The sequence below is a fragment of the Nocardioides dongkuii genome (genome assembly GCF_014127485.1).
Taxonomy (GTDB): domain Bacteria; phylum Actinomycetota; class Actinomycetes; order Propionibacteriales; family Nocardioidaceae; genus Nocardioides; species Nocardioides dongkuii.
In genome coordinates this window covers 3,417,802-3,433,824 of record NZ_CP059903.1, presented here as the reverse complement: position 1 = coordinate 3,433,824, position 16,023 = coordinate 3,417,802, and the positions used below count along the sequence as shown (strand labels likewise).

General features: G+C 73.4%; 17 protein-coding genes. 7 read left to right on the top strand and 10 right to left on the bottom strand.

Annotated features, from left to right (window positions below):
• Position 1: 1 nt before the first annotated feature.
• Positions 2–514 (bottom strand): DUF4188 domain-containing protein, encoded by a 513-nt coding sequence (locus H4O22_RS16565; RefSeq protein ID WP_182524439.1) that lies wholly within the window; start codon positions 512–514, stop codon positions 2–4.
• A 214-nt stretch (positions 515–728) separates the two neighbouring features.
• Between H4O22_RS16565 and H4O22_RS16560 the strand changes: the two genes are divergently transcribed.
• The gene (locus H4O22_RS16560; RefSeq protein WP_182524438.1) at positions 729–1,310 is read left to right on the top strand and encodes a CGNR zinc finger domain-containing protein; all 582 of its coding nucleotides are present in this window, start codon (positions 729–731) and stop codon (positions 1,308–1,310) included.
• A gap of 22 nt (positions 1,311–1,332) precedes the next feature.
• Here H4O22_RS16560 and H4O22_RS16555 read toward each other — a convergent pair whose 3' ends face one another.
• Genes H4O22_RS16555 through H4O22_RS16540 form a run of 4 tightly spaced genes read right to left on the bottom strand, consistent with a single transcriptional unit; the run spans position 1,333 to position 3,791 of the window.
• Positions 1,333–2,046 carry a DUF72 domain-containing protein gene (locus tag H4O22_RS16555; RefSeq protein ID WP_220451192.1) on the bottom strand — a complete coding sequence of 238 codons (714 nt, stop codon included), beginning with the start codon at positions 2,044–2,046 and terminating at the stop codon, positions 1,333–1,335.
• A gap of 52 nt (positions 2,047–2,098) precedes the next feature.
• Positions 2,099–2,299, bottom strand: coding sequence for a DUF4177 domain-containing protein (locus tag H4O22_RS16550; protein ID WP_182524437.1), 201 nt, complete (start codon positions 2,297–2,299; stop codon positions 2,099–2,101).
• 29 nt (positions 2,300–2,328) lie between these two features.
• Complete coding sequence (arr, locus tag H4O22_RS16545; protein ID WP_182527192.1) at positions 2,329–2,757, bottom strand: NAD(+)--rifampin ADP-ribosyltransferase; 429 nt, start codon at positions 2,755–2,757, stop codon at positions 2,329–2,331.
• Positions 2,754–3,791, bottom strand: a complete 1,038-nt coding sequence (locus tag H4O22_RS16540) for an LLM class F420-dependent oxidoreductase (RefSeq protein WP_182524436.1) — start codon at positions 3,789–3,791, stop codon at positions 2,754–2,756. The genes arr and H4O22_RS16540 overlap by 4 nt, the downstream gene beginning before the upstream one ends.
• Positions 3,792–3,905: 114 nt before the next feature.
• Between H4O22_RS16540 and npdG the strand changes: the two genes are divergently transcribed.
• Positions 3,906–4,589, top strand: a complete 684-nt coding sequence (gene npdG / locus H4O22_RS16535; protein WP_182524435.1) for an NADPH-dependent F420 reductase — start codon at positions 3,906–3,908, stop codon at positions 4,587–4,589.
• A gap of 28 nt (positions 4,590–4,617) precedes the next feature.
• Here the strand turns inward: npdG and H4O22_RS16530 are convergent, their stop codons facing one another.
• From H4O22_RS16530 to H4O22_RS16520, 3 genes are read right to left on the bottom strand one after another with little or no spacing between them, the layout of a single operon-like run.
• Positions 4,618–6,360, bottom strand: coding sequence for an ABC transporter ATP-binding protein (locus H4O22_RS16530; protein WP_182524434.1), 1,743 nt, complete (start codon positions 6,358–6,360; stop codon positions 4,618–4,620).
• Positions 6,357–8,069 carry an ABC transporter transmembrane domain-containing protein gene (locus tag H4O22_RS16525; protein WP_182524433.1) on the bottom strand — a complete coding sequence of 571 codons (1,713 nt, stop codon included), beginning with the start codon at positions 8,067–8,069 and terminating at the stop codon, positions 6,357–6,359. Before H4O22_RS16525 ends, H4O22_RS16530 begins: the two co-directional genes overlap by 4 nt.
• A gap of 43 nt (positions 8,070–8,112) precedes the next feature.
• A complete protein-coding gene (locus H4O22_RS16520) occupies positions 8,113–8,664 on the bottom strand; it encodes a YbaK/EbsC family protein (RefSeq protein ID WP_182524432.1) in 552 nt (183 codons plus the stop codon).
• A gap of 77 nt (positions 8,665–8,741) precedes the next feature.
• Here H4O22_RS16520 and H4O22_RS16515 point away from each other — a divergent pair, with 77 nt between their 5' ends.
• Together H4O22_RS16515 and H4O22_RS16510 are read left to right on the top strand one after the other, a co-directional pair.
• A complete protein-coding gene (locus tag H4O22_RS16515) occupies positions 8,742–9,746 on the top strand; it encodes a glycerophosphodiester phosphodiesterase family protein (RefSeq protein ID WP_182524431.1) in 1,005 nt (334 codons plus the stop codon).
• A gap of 69 nt (positions 9,747–9,815) precedes the next feature.
• On the top strand, positions 9,816–10,949 hold the full coding sequence (locus tag H4O22_RS16510) for a glycerophosphodiester phosphodiesterase (RefSeq protein ID WP_182524430.1): 1,134 nt from the start codon (positions 9,816–9,818) through the stop codon (positions 10,947–10,949).
• 12 nt (positions 10,950–10,961) lie between these two features.
• Here the strand turns inward: H4O22_RS16510 and H4O22_RS16505 are convergent, their stop codons facing one another.
• Entirely contained in the window at positions 10,962–11,231 is a 270-nt protein-coding gene (locus H4O22_RS16505; protein WP_182524429.1) for a hypothetical protein, read from the bottom strand.
• Entirely contained in the window at positions 11,228–12,424 is a 1,197-nt protein-coding gene (locus H4O22_RS16500; RefSeq protein WP_182524428.1) for a PspC domain-containing protein, read from the bottom strand. Before H4O22_RS16500 ends, H4O22_RS16505 begins: the two co-directional genes overlap by 4 nt.
• 166 nt (positions 12,425–12,590) lie before the next feature.
• Between H4O22_RS16500 and H4O22_RS16495 the strand changes: the two genes are divergently transcribed.
• The 3 genes from H4O22_RS16495 to H4O22_RS16485 all read left to right on the top strand — a co-directional run bounded on the left by H4O22_RS16495 (position 12,591) and on the right by H4O22_RS16485 (position 16,022).
• On the top strand, positions 12,591–13,874 hold the full coding sequence (locus H4O22_RS16495; protein WP_182524427.1) for an ATP-binding protein: 1,284 nt from the start codon (positions 12,591–12,593) through the stop codon (positions 13,872–13,874).
• Positions 13,871–14,539 (top strand): LuxR C-terminal-related transcriptional regulator, encoded by a 669-nt coding sequence (locus tag H4O22_RS16490; protein ID WP_182524426.1) that lies wholly within the window; start codon positions 13,871–13,873, stop codon positions 14,537–14,539. Before H4O22_RS16495 ends, H4O22_RS16490 begins: the two co-directional genes overlap by 4 nt.
• 82 nt (positions 14,540–14,621) lie before the next feature.
• Positions 14,622–16,022, top strand: a complete 1,401-nt coding sequence (locus H4O22_RS16485) for an APC family permease (RefSeq protein WP_182524425.1) — start codon at positions 14,622–14,624, stop codon at positions 16,020–16,022.
• Position 16,023 lies beyond the last annotated feature (1 nt).

Sequence of the window (16,023 nt, the reverse complement as noted above, 5' to 3'; positions counted from 1 at the left end):
GTCAGTACGGCGGGAGCGCGGGCTCGTCGGTGTCGGTGGCGCCGATCCGAGCAGCAGCCGATTCGCGTCCCCGGCCGACGGGGACCACGGCGCTGGCCGCGGCCAGCCCGTACGGCGGCATGTTGCCGTAGAGGGTCTCGATGTCCGCGGTCCGGACGCGGAAGGTCTCGTGCCAGACCCCGACGTCGCCGGAGTCCCCGACGCGCTTGTTGAACCGCCGCCAGGCCTCGAGGTGGGGGTCCTCGCGATCCCGCGCGAAGCGGGCCAGGTCGTCGAAGGAGCGCCAGTACTGGATGACGAGCGGCGACGGGAGGAGAGCCTGCTGGTAGCCGAGCAGGCCCTTGTCGGGGTGCTCGGCCAGGTAGCGGAGCATCTTCGGCATCGCGGTGAAGACCGGCCACCAGGCGCCGACCTTCCAGGGCTTGTTGATCCTCATCCCGATGAGGAAGACGACCACGTCGTCCCCGAGCGATCCGGCGTCCGCCGTGAAGCGGCCCTTCAGGATGTCTGTCATGACCGTGCGCGCCTCCTCGAGCGCTCACCGCGGCTGGCCGTGGACCGGGGGGCCGCCCTGCGCTGCTGGCGCCGCCGTGGGAGCAGCGGGCCGTCGATCAGCTTCTCGCTCACGTATCCGTAGTGGTGACCCATGGTCAACCTCCTCAACACCAGTCAACAAGCTACGCCGGTGTTCAGGTGGGTGCAACCACCAAATTGACTACACTGGTGTCGTGACGCGCGAGCGGGTGCCGGACGACGGTGCGCTGGAGGACCGGATCCCCCTGGCGGCCGCACTGCTGCGCGACTTCGTCAACACCCTCGACCGCGAGCTCGGGACCGACGAGCTGGACACCGCCGCGGGTTTGACGGGCTTCCTGGTCGGCCACGGGGTGCTCGACGAGGGCTCGGAGGCCGACGAGGCCGAGCGTCAGGCATCCGTGCGGCTGCGACAGGGCCTGCGCGACGCCCTCGAGCTCAACCACGCGGCCGAGCAGGCGCCGCTCCCCATGCTCGACGACGCGCTTGGCGCGCTCCCCATCCGCCTGCGGTGGGACGGTGGCGGCGTGGTCGCCGCTCCGACCGAGGACGGCGTCGCCGGCGCACTGGCCCGCATCGGGCTGGCCGCCCACGAGGCCCGCGCGGAGGGGTACTGGTGGCGGCTCAAGATCTGCGCCTTCGACGAGTGCGAGTGGGCGTACTACGACCAGTCGAAGAACCGCTCCCGTCACTACTGCGAGTACGGCTGCGGCAACAAGCTCAAGACGCGCGCCTACCGTGCGCGGCGTCGCGCCGACCGGAGCGCCGCTCGCTGAGGATCCGGTGCCGGCAGGCCGCTCAGCCGGCGAGCAGGGCGCGGAACCGGTCTGCGTCGCCGGTGCGCGGCAGGTTGTTGAACATGACGTACGGGGACGGGCGGCCGTCGACCAGGTCCCGAAGCCGGCGCAGCTCGTCATCGGTGTGGACGTGCCGCGAGCCCGTGGTGCCGTGCAGGCGGTAGTAGGTCTGCTCCGGCGTCACCGTCTCGGTCTGCATCGGGTCGACCACGTGGACGAGGTCCAGCTCGGCACAGAGCTCGGTGAGCAGCTGCGTGGGCCACTCCCCGCGGGGCTCCCACAGCAGCCGCCCGGTCGGCCGCTCCACCTGCGACAGGAAGGAGCGCAGCCGGGCGACGTTCTCGGTCGTCGGGCGAAAGCTCTTCGGGCACTGCAGCAGCACGGCGGTGGCCTGCAGGACGCGAGCGCACTCGAGGGTGCGCTGCCACCCGGCCAGGACGGGAGGCGTGGTGCGGAACGCCCCGACCTGTCCCTTGGCGCTCTCCGGGAGGGGCTGCTTGAGGCGCCGGTAGGTGGGGCTGTTGGACTCGTGGGTGACGACCTGCCACGCCTTGATCGTGAACTCGAAGTCGGAGGGCACCTGCGTCCGCCAGCGCGCCAGCAGGGCGTCCGCCGGTGGCTCATAGAACGTGTGCTGCACCTCGACGAGCGGGAAGCGACGCACGTACGACGCCTGCGAGATCGTCCACCCACACAGCCCTACGCGCACCGCCACGTACTCACCGTGCCAGGTGGGGCAAGCCGCGTCTCCGGGAGGGGGCCGGGCGCTACTTCTTCTCGCGCTCGAAGGTCAGGAGCAGGCCGTCGGTCCCGCCTGGTCCGATCCGCCCCTTGACGTCCACCGCGGACATCGTCTTGAACTGCCAACCCTGAGCCGCGTGCTCGTTGAGCACCTTCTCAAGCTTGTCGCCGGACAATGCGCCACCGAAGATCTTCGATCGCATCTCCACACACTTGTACTCGTACATGCTCGCGACGATAGCCCGGCCGACGGCGATCAGTCCTCGATGACGTCGAGCCCCTGCTCCCGCAGCCGCGCGAGGTTGTCGAGCATCGTCTGCAGCACCTCGGGGGAGTGGCCCTCCCAGTCCTCGACCTCGCCGACGACGCGCAGCGGGTCGCGGGTGCGGTAGGAGCGGGTGGGGTTGCCGGGGAACTTCTTGTCGGTGACGTTCGGGTCGTCCTCGAAGGGCCCCGTCGGCTCGACGACGTAGATGTGTCCCCGCCCCTCGATCCCGGCCAGCGCCGTCGCCAGCTCGGCGCCCCAGGCGGCGGTCTCCAGCAGGGAGGTGAAGTAGACGTGCCGCAGCACCCGGCCCTCCTGGAAGTTGGAGCCGTGCCCGGGCACCAGCTCGTCGCCGGGCGCGAGCACGGCCCTCGTCCCGTGGAAGAAGGGCCCCTCGGCGTTCTCGGGCTGCTGGCTCAGGACACCATCTCCTTGACCTGGGCGATGGTGGCCGCGGGGTCCTCGGAGGCGGGCACCAGCGAGAGGTTGGTGACGCCGGCCTCGCGGAACGCGGCGATCCGCTCCTCGACGTACGACTTGGGGCCGACGAGGTTGCCGGCCTCCAGCCACTCCATCGGCACCTTGGCCTCGGCGTCGCGCTTGTTGCCGCCGAGGTAGAGGTCCTGGATCTCCCGGGCCTCCTTCTCGTAGCCGTACTGGCAGGCGACGTCGAAGTAGAAGTTCTTGCCGCGCGCGCCCATGCCGCCGACGTAGAGCGCGTAGACCGGCCGCGCGAAGTCGAGCATCGCCTTGGTCTCGGCGCCCTCGCCGATCGCGACCATGCCGCCGGCGCTGATCTGCAGCGGGCCGAGGTCGGCCGAGCGCTTGGCGGCGCCGCGGGCGAGCGCGTCGCCCCAGACGTCGTTGGCCTTCTCCGGGTAGAACAGGTGCGGCAGCCAGCCGTCGGCGATCTCGGCGGTCATCTCGACGTTCTTGTCGCCGAGCGAGGCGATCCAGATCGGGACGTCCGCGCGCTCGGGCTTGGTGAGCAGCTTCAGCGGCTTGCCGAGGCCGAGGCCCTGGTCGGCCGGGAGCGGCAGGGTGAAGTTGCGGCCCTCGTGCACGAGGGTCTCGCGGCGCAGGCCCTGGCGGAGGATGTCGACGACCTCGCGGGTGCGGCCCAGCGGGCGCTCGTACGGCATGCCGTGGAAGCCCTCGATCACCTGCGGGCCGGAGGCGCCGAGGCCGATGACCGCGCGGCCGCCGGAGACGTTGTCGAGCCCGGCCGCGGTCTGCAGCAGCGCGCCCGGGGTGCGGGAGAAGACGTTGAGGATGCCGGCCGCGATCTCGACGGTCTCGGTCTTGGCGGCGAGGTAGCCCATCAGCGTGGGGGAGTCGAAGCCGTAGGCCTCGGCCACCCAGACGGTGTCCAGCCCGGCCTTCTCCAGCGCGGCGACCTGGTCGGCGGACTCGCGGGGGTTGCCGGCGTACATCAGGGGGGTCGAGAGCTTCATGGCGCGAGGTTACCAAGGGGTAATGACCGCCGTTCGGCCGTCGGCGCGGGCCGCGGGAGCGTGTGCCATCCTCGATCCGACCTCAGCAGCAGCACACATCGACAGGGAGCAACGTTGACGACCTACCGCATCGCCGTGATCGGCGGCACCGGGCCGCAGGGCAAGGGCCTGGGCTACCGCTTCGCCAAGCACGGCCACTCGGTGATCCTCGGCTCGCGTGCGGCGGAGAAGGCCCAGACGGTCGCCCAGGAGGTCGTCGAGCGGCTCGGCGGCGTCGAGGGCGCCGGCGAGGTCGCGGGCGCGGCCAACGAGGACGCCGTGCACGCCGCGGACGTCGTCGTCCTCGCCGTGCCGTACGACGGCCACGACGAGCTGGTCGCCTCGCTGCCGCTGGAGGACAAGATCGTCATCTCCTGCGTGAACCCGCTCGCCTTCGACAAGCGCGGCGCGCACGGCCGCGTCGTCGACGCCGGCGAGGGCTCCGCGGCCGAGTCCGCCCAGCGGCTGGCCCCCGGCGCGACCGTCGTCGGCGCCTTCCACAACGTCTCCGCGGTGCTGCTGTGGGGCGAGGACGACTACCTCGACGAGGACGTGCTCGTCGTCGGCGACGTGGTCGAGGCCAAGGAGGTGGCGATGGAGCTCGCGCAGGCCGTCACCAGCCGCCGCGGCATCGACGCCGGCAAGCTGCGGCTGGCCCGCCAGCTCGAGCCGTTCACCGCCGTGCTGATCTCGATCAACCGCAAGTACAAGGTGCACTCCGGCCTGCGCATCTCCGGCCTGGAGCACGCCGACGCCTGACGGGCACTGACCGCTGGAACGGCAAGCCTCAGTGCTTGCCGTTCCAGCTGTCCCAGAGGGCGGCGTACGACCCGCCGGCGGCGACCAGCTCGTCGTGCGAGCCGAGCTCGGAGATCCGGCCGTCCTCGACGACGGCGACCCGGTCGGCGTCGTGGGCGGAGAACAGCCGGTGCGCGATCGCGATCACCGTGCGTCCCTCGAGCACGGCGGCCAGCGACCGCTCGAGGTGGCGCGCGGCGCGCGGGTCGATCAGCGAGGTCGCCTCGTCGAGCACCAGCGTGTGCGGGTCGGCCAGCACCAGCCGGGCCAGCGCGACCTGCTGCGCCTGCGCGGCCGAGAGTGCACGACCGCCGGACCCGACCAGCTCGTCGAGCCCCTCGGGCAGCGCCTCGACCCACGCGAGCGCGTCGACCGCGTCCAGCGCCGCGCGTACGTCGTCGTCGGTGGCGCCGGGGCGCGCGAGCACGAGGTTCTCGCGGATCGTGCCCACGAAGACGTGGTGCTCCTGGGTCACCAGTGCGACGTGGCCGCGCAGCTCGTCGAGCGGCAGCTCGACCAGCCCGACCCCGCCGACGGTCACCGCGCCGGTCCGTGGCGGGTGGATGCCGGCGAGCAGCCGCCCGAGCGTGGACTTGCCGGCGCCGGACGGCCCGACCATCGCGATCCGCTCGCCCACGCCGACCTTCAGGTCGATGCCGTGCAGCACGTCGCGGCCCTCGACGTAGGAGAACCGCACGTCGCGCGCCTCGATCGCCTCGCCGTCCGGCCGGGCCCCGCTGACCTGGCGGTCGTCGGGCACCTCGGCGACGCCGAGCAGCCGGGCCAGCGACGCGGCGCCGAGCTGCAGCTCGTCGAGGATCGAGACGATCCGGTCGACCGGGTCGATGAGCATCTGGACGTAGAGCACCGCGGCGGTGACGTCGCCCAGCGAGACCCGCCCCTCGGCGTACAGATAGCCGCCGAGCAGCAGCGTCCCGACCGTCGGGATCAGGTAGGACAGCTCCATGCTCGGGAAGAACACGGTGCGCAACCGCAGCGTGTACTTCTCGGCGAGGAAGGACTCGTGGATGTCGTCGTCGATCGCGCGCACCCGCTCGTCCTCGAGCCCGAGGGCCTCGACGGTGCGGGCGCCCTCGACGGTCTCGGTGAGCGTCGCGTTGATCTGGGAGTACGACGCGCTCTCGCGCAGGTAGCCGTCCTTGGCGCGGGCGAGGTACCACCGCAGGCCGATGACCAGGGGCGGTACGCCGAGGAGGCACGGCAGCGCCACCCACCAGCCGACGCTGATCGCCGCGACGAACGTGATCACCGCCGTGACGACCGCGATCGTCCACTCCGGCAGCGCCCAGCGCACCGACCAGCCGAGCTGGTCGACGTCGCGCGAGGTGCGGGTGAGCAGGTCGCCGGAGCCGGCCGACTCCACGACCCCGACGGGCAGCGCGAGCGCGTTGCCGACGAAGTCCTCGCGCAGCTCGGCGAGCACCTCCTCGCCGAGGACCTGGCTGACGTAGCGGGCGTAGCGGGTGAGCACGGTCTGCAGCAGCACGAAGCCGGCGAGCAGCATCATCACCCGGTCGACGTGACCCAGGCTGGTGCCGGTCTCGACGGCCTCGACCAGCTCGCCGATCAGGCGGGGCGCGGCGAGCCCGGCGACGGCCGCGCTCACGTGCAGCGCGACCGCGCCGTACAGCATCCGGGGGTGGCGGCGGGCGAGCCGGCGGACGTACGCACGGAGCGACCGGGTGTCGGCGACCGGGAGGGCGGTGCTCACACCGGCACCTCCGTCTCGCGGGTGACCACGGCGCGGTAGTCGACGCAGCTCTCCAGCAGCTCGCCGTGGCTGCCGGTGGCCACCACGACGCCGTCACGCAGGAACGCGACCTCGTCGACCGCGTCGAGCACCAGCGGGCTGCTGGTGACCACGACCGTCGAGCGGCCGCCGCGCTGGGCGCGGAGCCGGGCGGCGATCCGCGCTTCTGTGTGGGCGTCGACGGCCGACGTCGGCTCGACCAGCACCAGCACCTCCGGGTCGGCGGTGAGCACGCGGGCCAGGACCAGCCGCTGCCGCTGCCCGCCGGAGAAGGTGCGGCCGCGCTCGGCGACCACGGTGTCCAGGCCGTCGGGCAGCGCCTCGAGGATGTCGTCGGCGGAGGCGGTGTCGAGCGCCGAGGTCACGTCGCCGGTGCCGGAGGCGTCCAGCCGATCGGCGAGCCGGCCGCTGAACAGCGTCGCGCCGGTGTCGGAGACGACGACCCGGCTGCGTACGTCGGAGCGCCGCATCGCCGAGAGGGGTACGCCGCCGAGCCGGACGTGGTCGTCGACCTCCGCGGCGCACATGCCGAGCCGGTCGGCCAGCGCCGCCGCCTCGTCGGGCCGCTCGCTGACGACGGCGACCAGCCCGCCGGGGCGCACCCGCAGGCCGGTGCGGGCGTCGTGCAGCTCGCCGCCGGGGGGCGGCGGCTCGACGGGCGTCGCCGGGTCGGTGTGGTCGGGGGTCAGCGCGAGCACGTGGCAGACCCGGCGCGCAGAGACGCGGGCGCGGACGAACTTGTTGGCGTACTCGGTCGCGGTGCGCAGCGGGATCATCAGGAACGCCGAGTAGCCGTAGAACGCGACCAGCTCGCCGGCCGAGATCCGGCCGTCGACGGCGTACCGGGCGCCGAGCCAGACGACGATCACCACGAAGACACCGGGCAGCAGCACCTGGAGGGCGTCGAGCAGCGACTGCACCTTGGCGACCCGGACGCCGGCGTGCCGGGTGGTCTGCGACTCGCGGACGTAGCGGTCGTGGAAGACCTGCTCGCCGCCGATCCCGCGCAGGACCCGGAGCCCGCCGACGATGTCGCTGGCGGTGTTGGACAGCGACCCCATCAGCTCGCGCTGGCGGGCGCTGCGGCGCTGGAGCGGGGCCAGCAGCGGGCCGACCAGCAGCATCAGCAGCGGGACGCCGAGCAGCACCACGAGGCCGAGCGTGGTCGAGGTCTGCAGCAGGATCACCGCGACGACGACGAAGGAGACGACCGCGCCGGCGAACCGCGCGGTCACGTCCATCACCTGGCCGAGGTGGGAGAGGTCGCTGGTGCCGATCGCGACCACCTCGCCGGTGGAGACCTTGCGGGGGAGGGTGCCGCCGAGGTGCACGGCGTGGCGGCCGACGAGCTGGACGGTGCGGTACGCCGCGGTCAGCCAGTTCGTCACGGCGTACCGGTGCCGCATGATGCCGGTGCCGGCCTGGACGAGGCCGAGCACGAGCATCACCGCGGCGTACTGCACCAGCGCGGTGCGGTCGCGGTCGGCGACCCCCTGGTCGATCGCGCGGCCGATCACGGCCGGCATCACCGCCTGGGTCGACATCCACACGACGCCGAAGAGCGCCCCGATCGTCAGGGTGTGCCACTGGCCCTTGGCCAGCCACCAGAGGAAGCGCCCCGGTGAGCGGTGGTCGGCGGTGCCGGGATGGTCGAGGGGGAAGGAGCGCACCGGCCTACGCTACGGACCGAGCGGTGACGTGATCCAGTTGATATCAGCCAACGGGAACTCCGAGGCCCGCCACGACCGTTCCCCCCGGCAGCTCCGCGAGCAGCCGGCCGGGCAGCAGCAGCTTGGAGCGGCGTACGCCGGAGCCGATCACCGCCACCGGGATCTCCAGCACCCGGGCGTCGACCAGCACCCGCCACGCGGCCGGCAGGCCGACCGGGGTGATGCCGCCGTGCTCCATCCCGGACTCCTCGACGGCGCGGTCCATCGGCAGGAACGACGCCTTCCGCACGTCGAGGGTGCGCTTGACGAGGGTGTTGACGTCGGCGCGGGTGTCGGCGCGCACCACGCAGGCCGCGACCCGCTCGGCGCCGTCCCGGCGGCCCGCGACGACGACGCAGTTCGCGCTCGCCTCGAGCGGGACGCCGTACGCCTCGCTCATCGCGGCGGTGTCCGCCAGCGCCGGGTCGATCTCGACGACCGCCACCTCGGCGGCGTACGACCAGGACGCCAGGGCGGCGGCCACGCTCGGGCCGAGGAGGTCGGGGCGGTCCAGGGCGGGCAGCGAGGTGAGGCCGCCCAGCGCGGGGAGGGTCATGGACCCATCATGTGGCATTCACCTGGCGGCCACCCTGGTGGCGCCGCCGCGCCGTCGCGGCGTGACAGAACCGGGTCGTGAGCGTCCTGACCGCCGGGCTCCCCACCCGGTCGATCCCCTCCCGTCTCGTCGTCACCCCCGCCGTGGTCGCGCACCGCGGCGCGAGCGGCTACCACCCCGAGCACACGCTCGGCGCCTACCGGGCGGCCGTCCGGATGGGCGCGGACGCCGTGGAGCTCGACGTGGTGCCCACCGCGGACGGCGTCCTGGTGGTCCGGCACGAGAGCGAGCTGTCCGCGACCACCGACGTCGCCGATCACCCCGGGCTCGCGGACCGCCGTACCACCCGGCGGGTGGGCGGTCGCCGCGTGACGGGGTGGTTCACCGACGACCTCACCCTCGCGGAGGTCAGGACGCTCCGCTGCCGCGAGCGGCACCCGGCGCTGCGGCCCGGCAACACCCTCCACGACGGCCGCGAGGGGGTGGCCACGCTGGGCGAGGTGCTGGCGGCGGTCGGGACCGAGTCGGTACGCCGCGAGCGGGCCGTCGGCGTGATGATCGAGCTGAAGTCGCCGGCCCGGTTCGCCGCGCGGGGGCTCCCGCTCGAGGAACCCCTGCTCGCCGAGCTGCGGTGCCGGGGCCTGGACCACGCGCGGTCCGGCGTGACGGTGATGTCCTTCGACCGCGGGATCCTGCGCCGGCTCGCCTCGCGCACCACGGTGCCGCTGGTGCAGCTGCTCGACGTGGGGGACCGGCTCGACGCGGTGGCCCTCGACGCGATCGAGCGGTACGCCGACGGGGTCGGCGTGCACCAGGCGCTGGTGCGGCCGCGCACCCCCGACGGGCGGCTCGACGCGCCCACCCGGCTGGTCCGCGAGGCGCACCGCCGCTGGCTCGACGTGCACGTGTGGACGCTGCGCGCGGAGAACCGGTACCTCCCCGTCGAGCACCGGCTCGGTGACGACCCCGCCGTCCTCGGCGACCTTCCCGGCCTCGCCGCGGACCTCCTCGACGCCGGCGTCGACGGTCTGATCACCGACCACCCCGACCTCGCCCTGCGCGCGGTCGCGGCAGCGGTCTGACCGCCACTGGTCACGCGGCGTTCACCCGGTGCATCCGAGGTCGCCACCCCGGTCCGATGGGGTCGGGACATGACCTCACGGAACCTCTCCCTCCGGCCCGTGCTCGCGGGTCTCGCCCTCTCCCTCACCGCCGGCCTCGTCGCCGCTCCGGCCGCCGCCGAGGCGCGCCCCGCCCCCGGCACGCACGCCGGCACGCGCACCGAGCCGATCGTCGTCGCCCACCGTGGCGCGTCCGGCTACCGCCCCGAGCACACGCTCGCGGCGTACCGCCTCGCCATCCGGATGGGCGCCGACTACGTCGAGCCCGACCTGGTCTCCACCCGGGACGGCGTCCTGGTCGCCCGGCACGAGAACGAGATCAGCGGCACCACCGACGTGGCGGCCCACCCGGAGTTCGCCGACCGGCGCACCACCAAGACCATCGACGGCCGTCCGGTGACCGGCTGGTTCACCGAGGACTTCACCCTCGCCGAGCTCAAGACGCTGCGGGCCGTGGAGCGGCTGCCGCAGGTGCGGCCCGACAACACCCGCTACGACGGCCGGTTCGAGGTCCCGACGCTGGTCGAGGTGCTGCAGATGGTCCGCGAGGAGTCGCGCGGGGCACGCCGCACGATCGGCGTCTACCCCGAGACCAAGCACCCGACGTACTTCGACTCGATCGGCCTGTCGCTGGAGGAGCCGCTGGTGCGCACGCTCGACCGGTTCGGCCTGGACCGGAAGCGGTCGAAGGTGATCGTCCAGTCCTTCGAGACCGCCAACCTGCGCGAGCTCGACCACCTGACCGACGTCCCCCTCGCGCAGCTCGTCGACGCCTCGGGCGCGCCGTACGACCTGGTCGCGGCCGGCGACGACCGGACGTACGACGACCTGCTCACCCGGGCGGGCCTGCGCCGGATCGCCCGGTACGCCGACGGGATCGGCGCGCACAAGAACCGGGTGCTCCCGCGGGACCCGGCCACCGGCGCCACCGGCCGGCCGAGCGACGTCGTCCGCGACGCGCACCGGGCCGGCCTGGTCGTGCACGTGTGGACGGTGCGCGACGAGAACCAGTTCATGGCGACGAACTTCCAGCGCGGCACCGACCCGAACGCGAAGGGCGACGTCCGGGCCGAGGTGGTCACGCTCCTGGACGCCGGGGTCGACGGCATCTTCGCCGACCACCCCGACTCCGCCGTCGACGCGCTGGAGGACTGGCTCGGCTGACCCGCCGACCCGTCACCTCTTCGGGGTCTCCTCCGGCGTGTCGACGAGGGACTGACGGCTCGACCGGCGGCTCGCCAGCGTGGTCGCGGCCAGCCCGGCGGCCCCGGCCAGCACCCACGGCACGGGGAGCAGCCAGCGGATGTCCTCGTCCTCGACGAGGTCGCCCTGGATGATCGCCCAGACCAGGACCAGGCCGAGGAAGGCCAGGCCCATCACGAGGTGGCCGACGTTGACGGGGTGCCGGCCGCTGTCGAGGCGGCGGGGGGTGGTGGTCGTGCTCATCGGGTCCTCACCTGGATCTCGCCGACGTTGACCTCGGCGTCGATGGTCAGCTCGGGCTGGTCGTCCAGCCCGTCGTTGCGGCGCTCGGTGGCGCTGGTGTCGACCCCCTCCCGCTTGTCGCCGAACAGGTCGATGCTGCCCGGACCGTGCGCGACCGCCCGCGCGTCGACGGCGAGCCCCTCGGGCACGATGACCTCGATCCGTCCGACGCTCACGTCGAGCTCGAGGACCCGGCCGTCGAGCGCCTCGAGGTCCTCGATGTCGGTGAGGTCGATGACCAGCTCGCCGGCGCCGAAGCGGTAGCTCGGGTCGAGGTCGGCGGCCAGCTCCGGCCGCGCGGTGATCGTCTCCTCGGTCCAGCGGTCGGCCGCGCTGGTCGCCGCGAGCACGACCGCGGCCACGGCACCGACCAGGATCAGCCCGCCGGCCCGGCCGTAGAACGCCCCGACGACCAGCATCGCGCCGGTGATCGCGAGCGCCAGGGCCGGGTACGCCGAGTCCGTGACCGGTGCGCCGGCCAGGTCGACGATCCCCAGCACGCCCTCGGCGAGCGCGATCAGCGCGAGGGTGAACCAGAACAGCAGCGGTCCGCGCCGGCGCGGGTTGCGCGGCACCGGCGGGACGTACGGCGCGGGCGGGACGTACGGCGGGTGGTGGGCCGTGACGGCGTACGGGTGGGTGGGCGGCACCGGAGTGGCGCCCTCCCGGGCGACGGTCGGGGTGACGGCGGGGGAGCCGGCCGGCTCCTGCCGGTTGCGGGAGATCAGGTAGACGACGATCGCGCCGATCACGACGACCGGCCACGGGAAGCCGATGAAGCCCCACGAGTCGCCCACGAGCGCGAGCGCCGCGAGGACGCCGACCACGATCAGCGCGACGCTGCGGGTGCGGTCGTCGAGCTGCACCGTCGCCTCGCTGCCGTCGTCCTCGGGGACCAGCAGCCAGCACGCGCCGTACAGCAGCACGCCGGCGCCGCCGAAGAACACCAGCACCACCAGCACGACCCGCAGCACGAGCGGGTCCACGTCGAGGTGCCGCGCGAGCCCGCCGGCGACGCCCGCGATCTTGCGGTCGGTGGTGGACCGGCGCAGCCGGCCCAGGTCGCGGACCTCGTCGCGGGTGGTGCGCGGGCCCTGGCCGGGGCCGTCCTGGGGTCCGGGTCCCGCGGGAGCGTCCGGTGGTGTCGTGGTCATGGCTCCACCCTCGCTTCCGCCGGCGTCCCGGACCATCGGGGACGCCCCTGATCCTGCCGTGGTCCACCCCTGAGGCGGGGGGCGCCGCACCGGGGTCGGTCCCGGGGTCGGACCGGGGTCGAACCTCATGGTCGGGGCCGGTGCGCTGTGTGACGATGGCAGGGAGATGAGCACCGCCACCACCCCCGCGCCGTACGAGCCCCGCCGCGCCTACCGCGACACCCAGGACGTCGTCCTCGGCGGCGTCGCGTCCGGCCTGGCGCGGCACCTGGCGGTGCCGGTGCTGTGGGTGCGGGCGGGGTTCCTGCTGGCGGCGCTGCTCGGCGGCTTCGGCGTGGTGCTGTACGCCGGCCTCTGGATGATGCTGCCGAGCGACTCCCGGTTCGAGGACACCGCGCCCGGGCTCGCCGGCGCCACCCGCGACGGCCGTCGTCCCGCCCGGCGGCGTCGGCTCAGCGACGTCGGCCCCGCGGTGGCCCTGGCGGCGCTCGGGCTCGGGGCGGTGCTGTCGCTGCAGGCGCTCTTCGGCGGCGGCGCGGTCTTCTGGCCGACGTTCCTCGGGCTGCTCGGACTCGCGCTTCTGTGGCGCCAGGCCGACGAGGCGCAGCGCGAGCGGTGGACCAACCAGACCGGCCGGATCGACCCCGTGCGGATCGTCTTCGGCAGCGGCGGCTGGGCGTCGTACGCGCGGGTGCTCGCCGGCGTCCTGCTGGTCGTGTCCGCGATCTTCGTCATCGGGTTCGAGGGCGCCAGCGCCGACGCCGCGCGCGCCGGGCTGCTGGCCGGCGGACTGCTGCTGGTCGGGCTGCTGATCGTCATCGGGCCGTGGGTCTTCGGCCTCGCCTCCGACCTCAGCGCCGAGCGCGAGGAGCGGGTGCGCTCCCAGGAGCGCGCCGACGTCGCCGCGCACCTGCACGACTCGGTCCTGCAGACCCTCGCCCTGATCCAGAACAACTCCACCGACGCCGTCACCGTCGCCCGGCTCGCCCGCGCCCAGGAGCGCGACCTCCGGGCCTGGCTGTACGCCGGGGAGGCCACCGACGAGAGCACCGTCGCCAGCGCCCTGCGTGGTGCGGCCGCCGAGGTCGAGGACGCCCACTGCGTCTCGGTCGACGTGGTCGCGGTCGGTGACTGCGACCTCACCGAGCAGGTCCGCCCCGTCGTGGCCGCGGCCCGCGAGGCGGTCACCAACGCGGCCAAGCACGCCGGCACCGGGCGCGTCGACGTGTACGCCGAAGTGACGCCCGCCGCCGTCGACGTCTTCGTCCGCGACCGCGGGGCGGGCTTCGACCCCGACGCCGTCCCGGCCGACCGGCACGGCGTCCGGCACAGCATCCTGGACCGGATGCAGCGCCACGGCGGCACCGCGGAGGTCCGCTCCGCGCCCGGCGGCGGCACCGAGGTGCGCCTGCACCTGCCCCGCACCCAGACCCAGGAGGACCCCACGTGAGCCAGCCCCCCGGACCGACCGCTCCCGTGCGCGTGGTCGTCGTCGACGACCACGCGATGTTCCGGCGCGGGGTGACCGCCGAGCTCGCGGCCGCCGGGCCCGGCGAGGTCGAGGTCGTCGCCGAGGCCGCCGACGTCGACGAGGCGGTCGCCGCGGTGGCCGCCCACCGGCCCGACGTGGTCCTGCTCGACGTGCACCTGCCCGGCGGGGGCGGGGTCGAGGTGATGCGCCGCGGCCAGGTGCCCGAGGCGCGCTACCTGGCGCTCAGCGTCTCCGACGCCGCCGAGGACGTCATCGGCACCATCCGCGCCGGCGCCCGCGGCTACGTCACCAAGACCATCACCGGCCCCGAGCTCGTCTCCGCGATCCGTCGGGTCGCCGACGGCGACGCGGTGTTCAGCCCCCGGCTGGCCGGGTTCGTGCTCGACGCGTTCGCCGGCTCGATCGAGGTCGCCGCCGTCGACGAGGACCTGGACCGGCTCACCGAGCGCGAGCGGGAGGTGATGCGGCTGATCGCCCGCGGCTACGCCTACAAGGAGGTCGCCAAGGAGCTGTTCATCTCCATCAAGACCGTCGAGACCCACATGTCGAGCGTGCTGCGCAAGCTGCAGCTCTCCTCGCGCCACGAGCTGAGCCGCTGGGCCTCGGACCGCCGCCTGCTCTGAGGCCGGTTTTCCGTCGGGTCCCGACGGGTACCAGCCGCGTTGCGCGTGACGACCGCTCCCGTGCCGAGGAGATGAGGACGACATGTCGGCGCCGGCACCGGAGCACGAGGACCTCGACACCGAGCTCAAGCGGGGCATCACCGGTCGACTCCTGTTCTTCTACGTGCTCGGCGACGTGCTCGGCTCCGGCGTCTACGTCCTCATCGGCGCGGTCGCGGCGGCCGTCGGCGGCGCCTTCTGGCTCGCCTTCCTGCTCGGCATCTGCGTCGCGACGCTGACCGGCCTGGCGTACGCCGAGCTGGTCACGAAGTACCCGCGCGCCGCGGGGGCCTCGCTCTACGTCAACCAGGCCTTCAAGTCCCCGACGCTGACCTTCTTCGTCACCGTCGCGATGCTCTCCGCCAGCTTCGCCGCAGCGGGCTCCCTCGCCGCCGGCTTCAGCGACTACTTCGCCGAGGTCTGGTCGGCCCCGCCCGCCCTGCTGGTGTCGCTCGCCTTCGTCGCCGTGCTCAGCATCGTGAACTTCATCGGCATCACCGAGTCCGTCGTCGCCAACCTGATGATGACGATCGTCGAGGTCGCCGGTCTCGCCATCGTGGTGCTGATCGGCGTCGTCCACGTCGCCCGGGGCGGGGTGGACTTCTCCGTGCTCACCGACTTCTCGCCGCCCGGGGACACCAGCCCGGTGCTCGCCGTGGTGGCGGGCGTCGCGCTCGGCTTCTTCGCGATGACCGGCTTCGAGAACGCCGCCAACGTGGCCGAGGAGTGCACCCACCCCCGCCGTACCTTCCCGAAGGCGCTGGTCGGCGGCATGATCGGCGCCGGCATCATCTACGTCGCGGTGGCGATCGCCGCGGCGCTGACCGTGCCCATCGACACGCTGGCGGAGTCCCCGGCCGCGCTGCTCGAGGTGGTCAAGGCCGACATCCTCCCGGTGCCGGTCGGCCCGATGACCACCCTCTTCGCGATCATCGCGATGATCGCGATCACCAACACCACGCTGGTCGCAGTCGTGACCCAGTCCCGGATCCTCTACGGCATGGCCAAGGAGGACGTCGTCCCGAGCGTCTTCGCCAAGCTGCACTCCACGCGCAAGAGCCCGTGGGTCGGGCTGATCTTCTCCGGGCTGGTCGTCTCCGGGCTGCTGGTGACCGGCACCGTCCTGGGGGAGCTCGGCGTCAAGACCGACCTGGTGACCCGGCTCGCCGCGGTGACGGTCGTGCTGCTGCTCTTCGTCTACGCGATGGTGATCGTCTGCGCCTTCAAGCTGCGCGGCCACGACGAGTCCGACGCGACGTACCGGGCCCCGACGTTCCTGCTCGTGCTCGGCATCGTCGGCAACGTCGCGCTGCTCTGGTACGTCATCGACGACGACCCGGCCTCGTTGATCTGGTGCGGGGCGCTGATCGCCCTCGGCGGGGTGCTGTTCGTCCTCGAGTATGCCTTCGGCTCCCGCAGGAAGGTCGCCGAGACCGCCCCTTAGG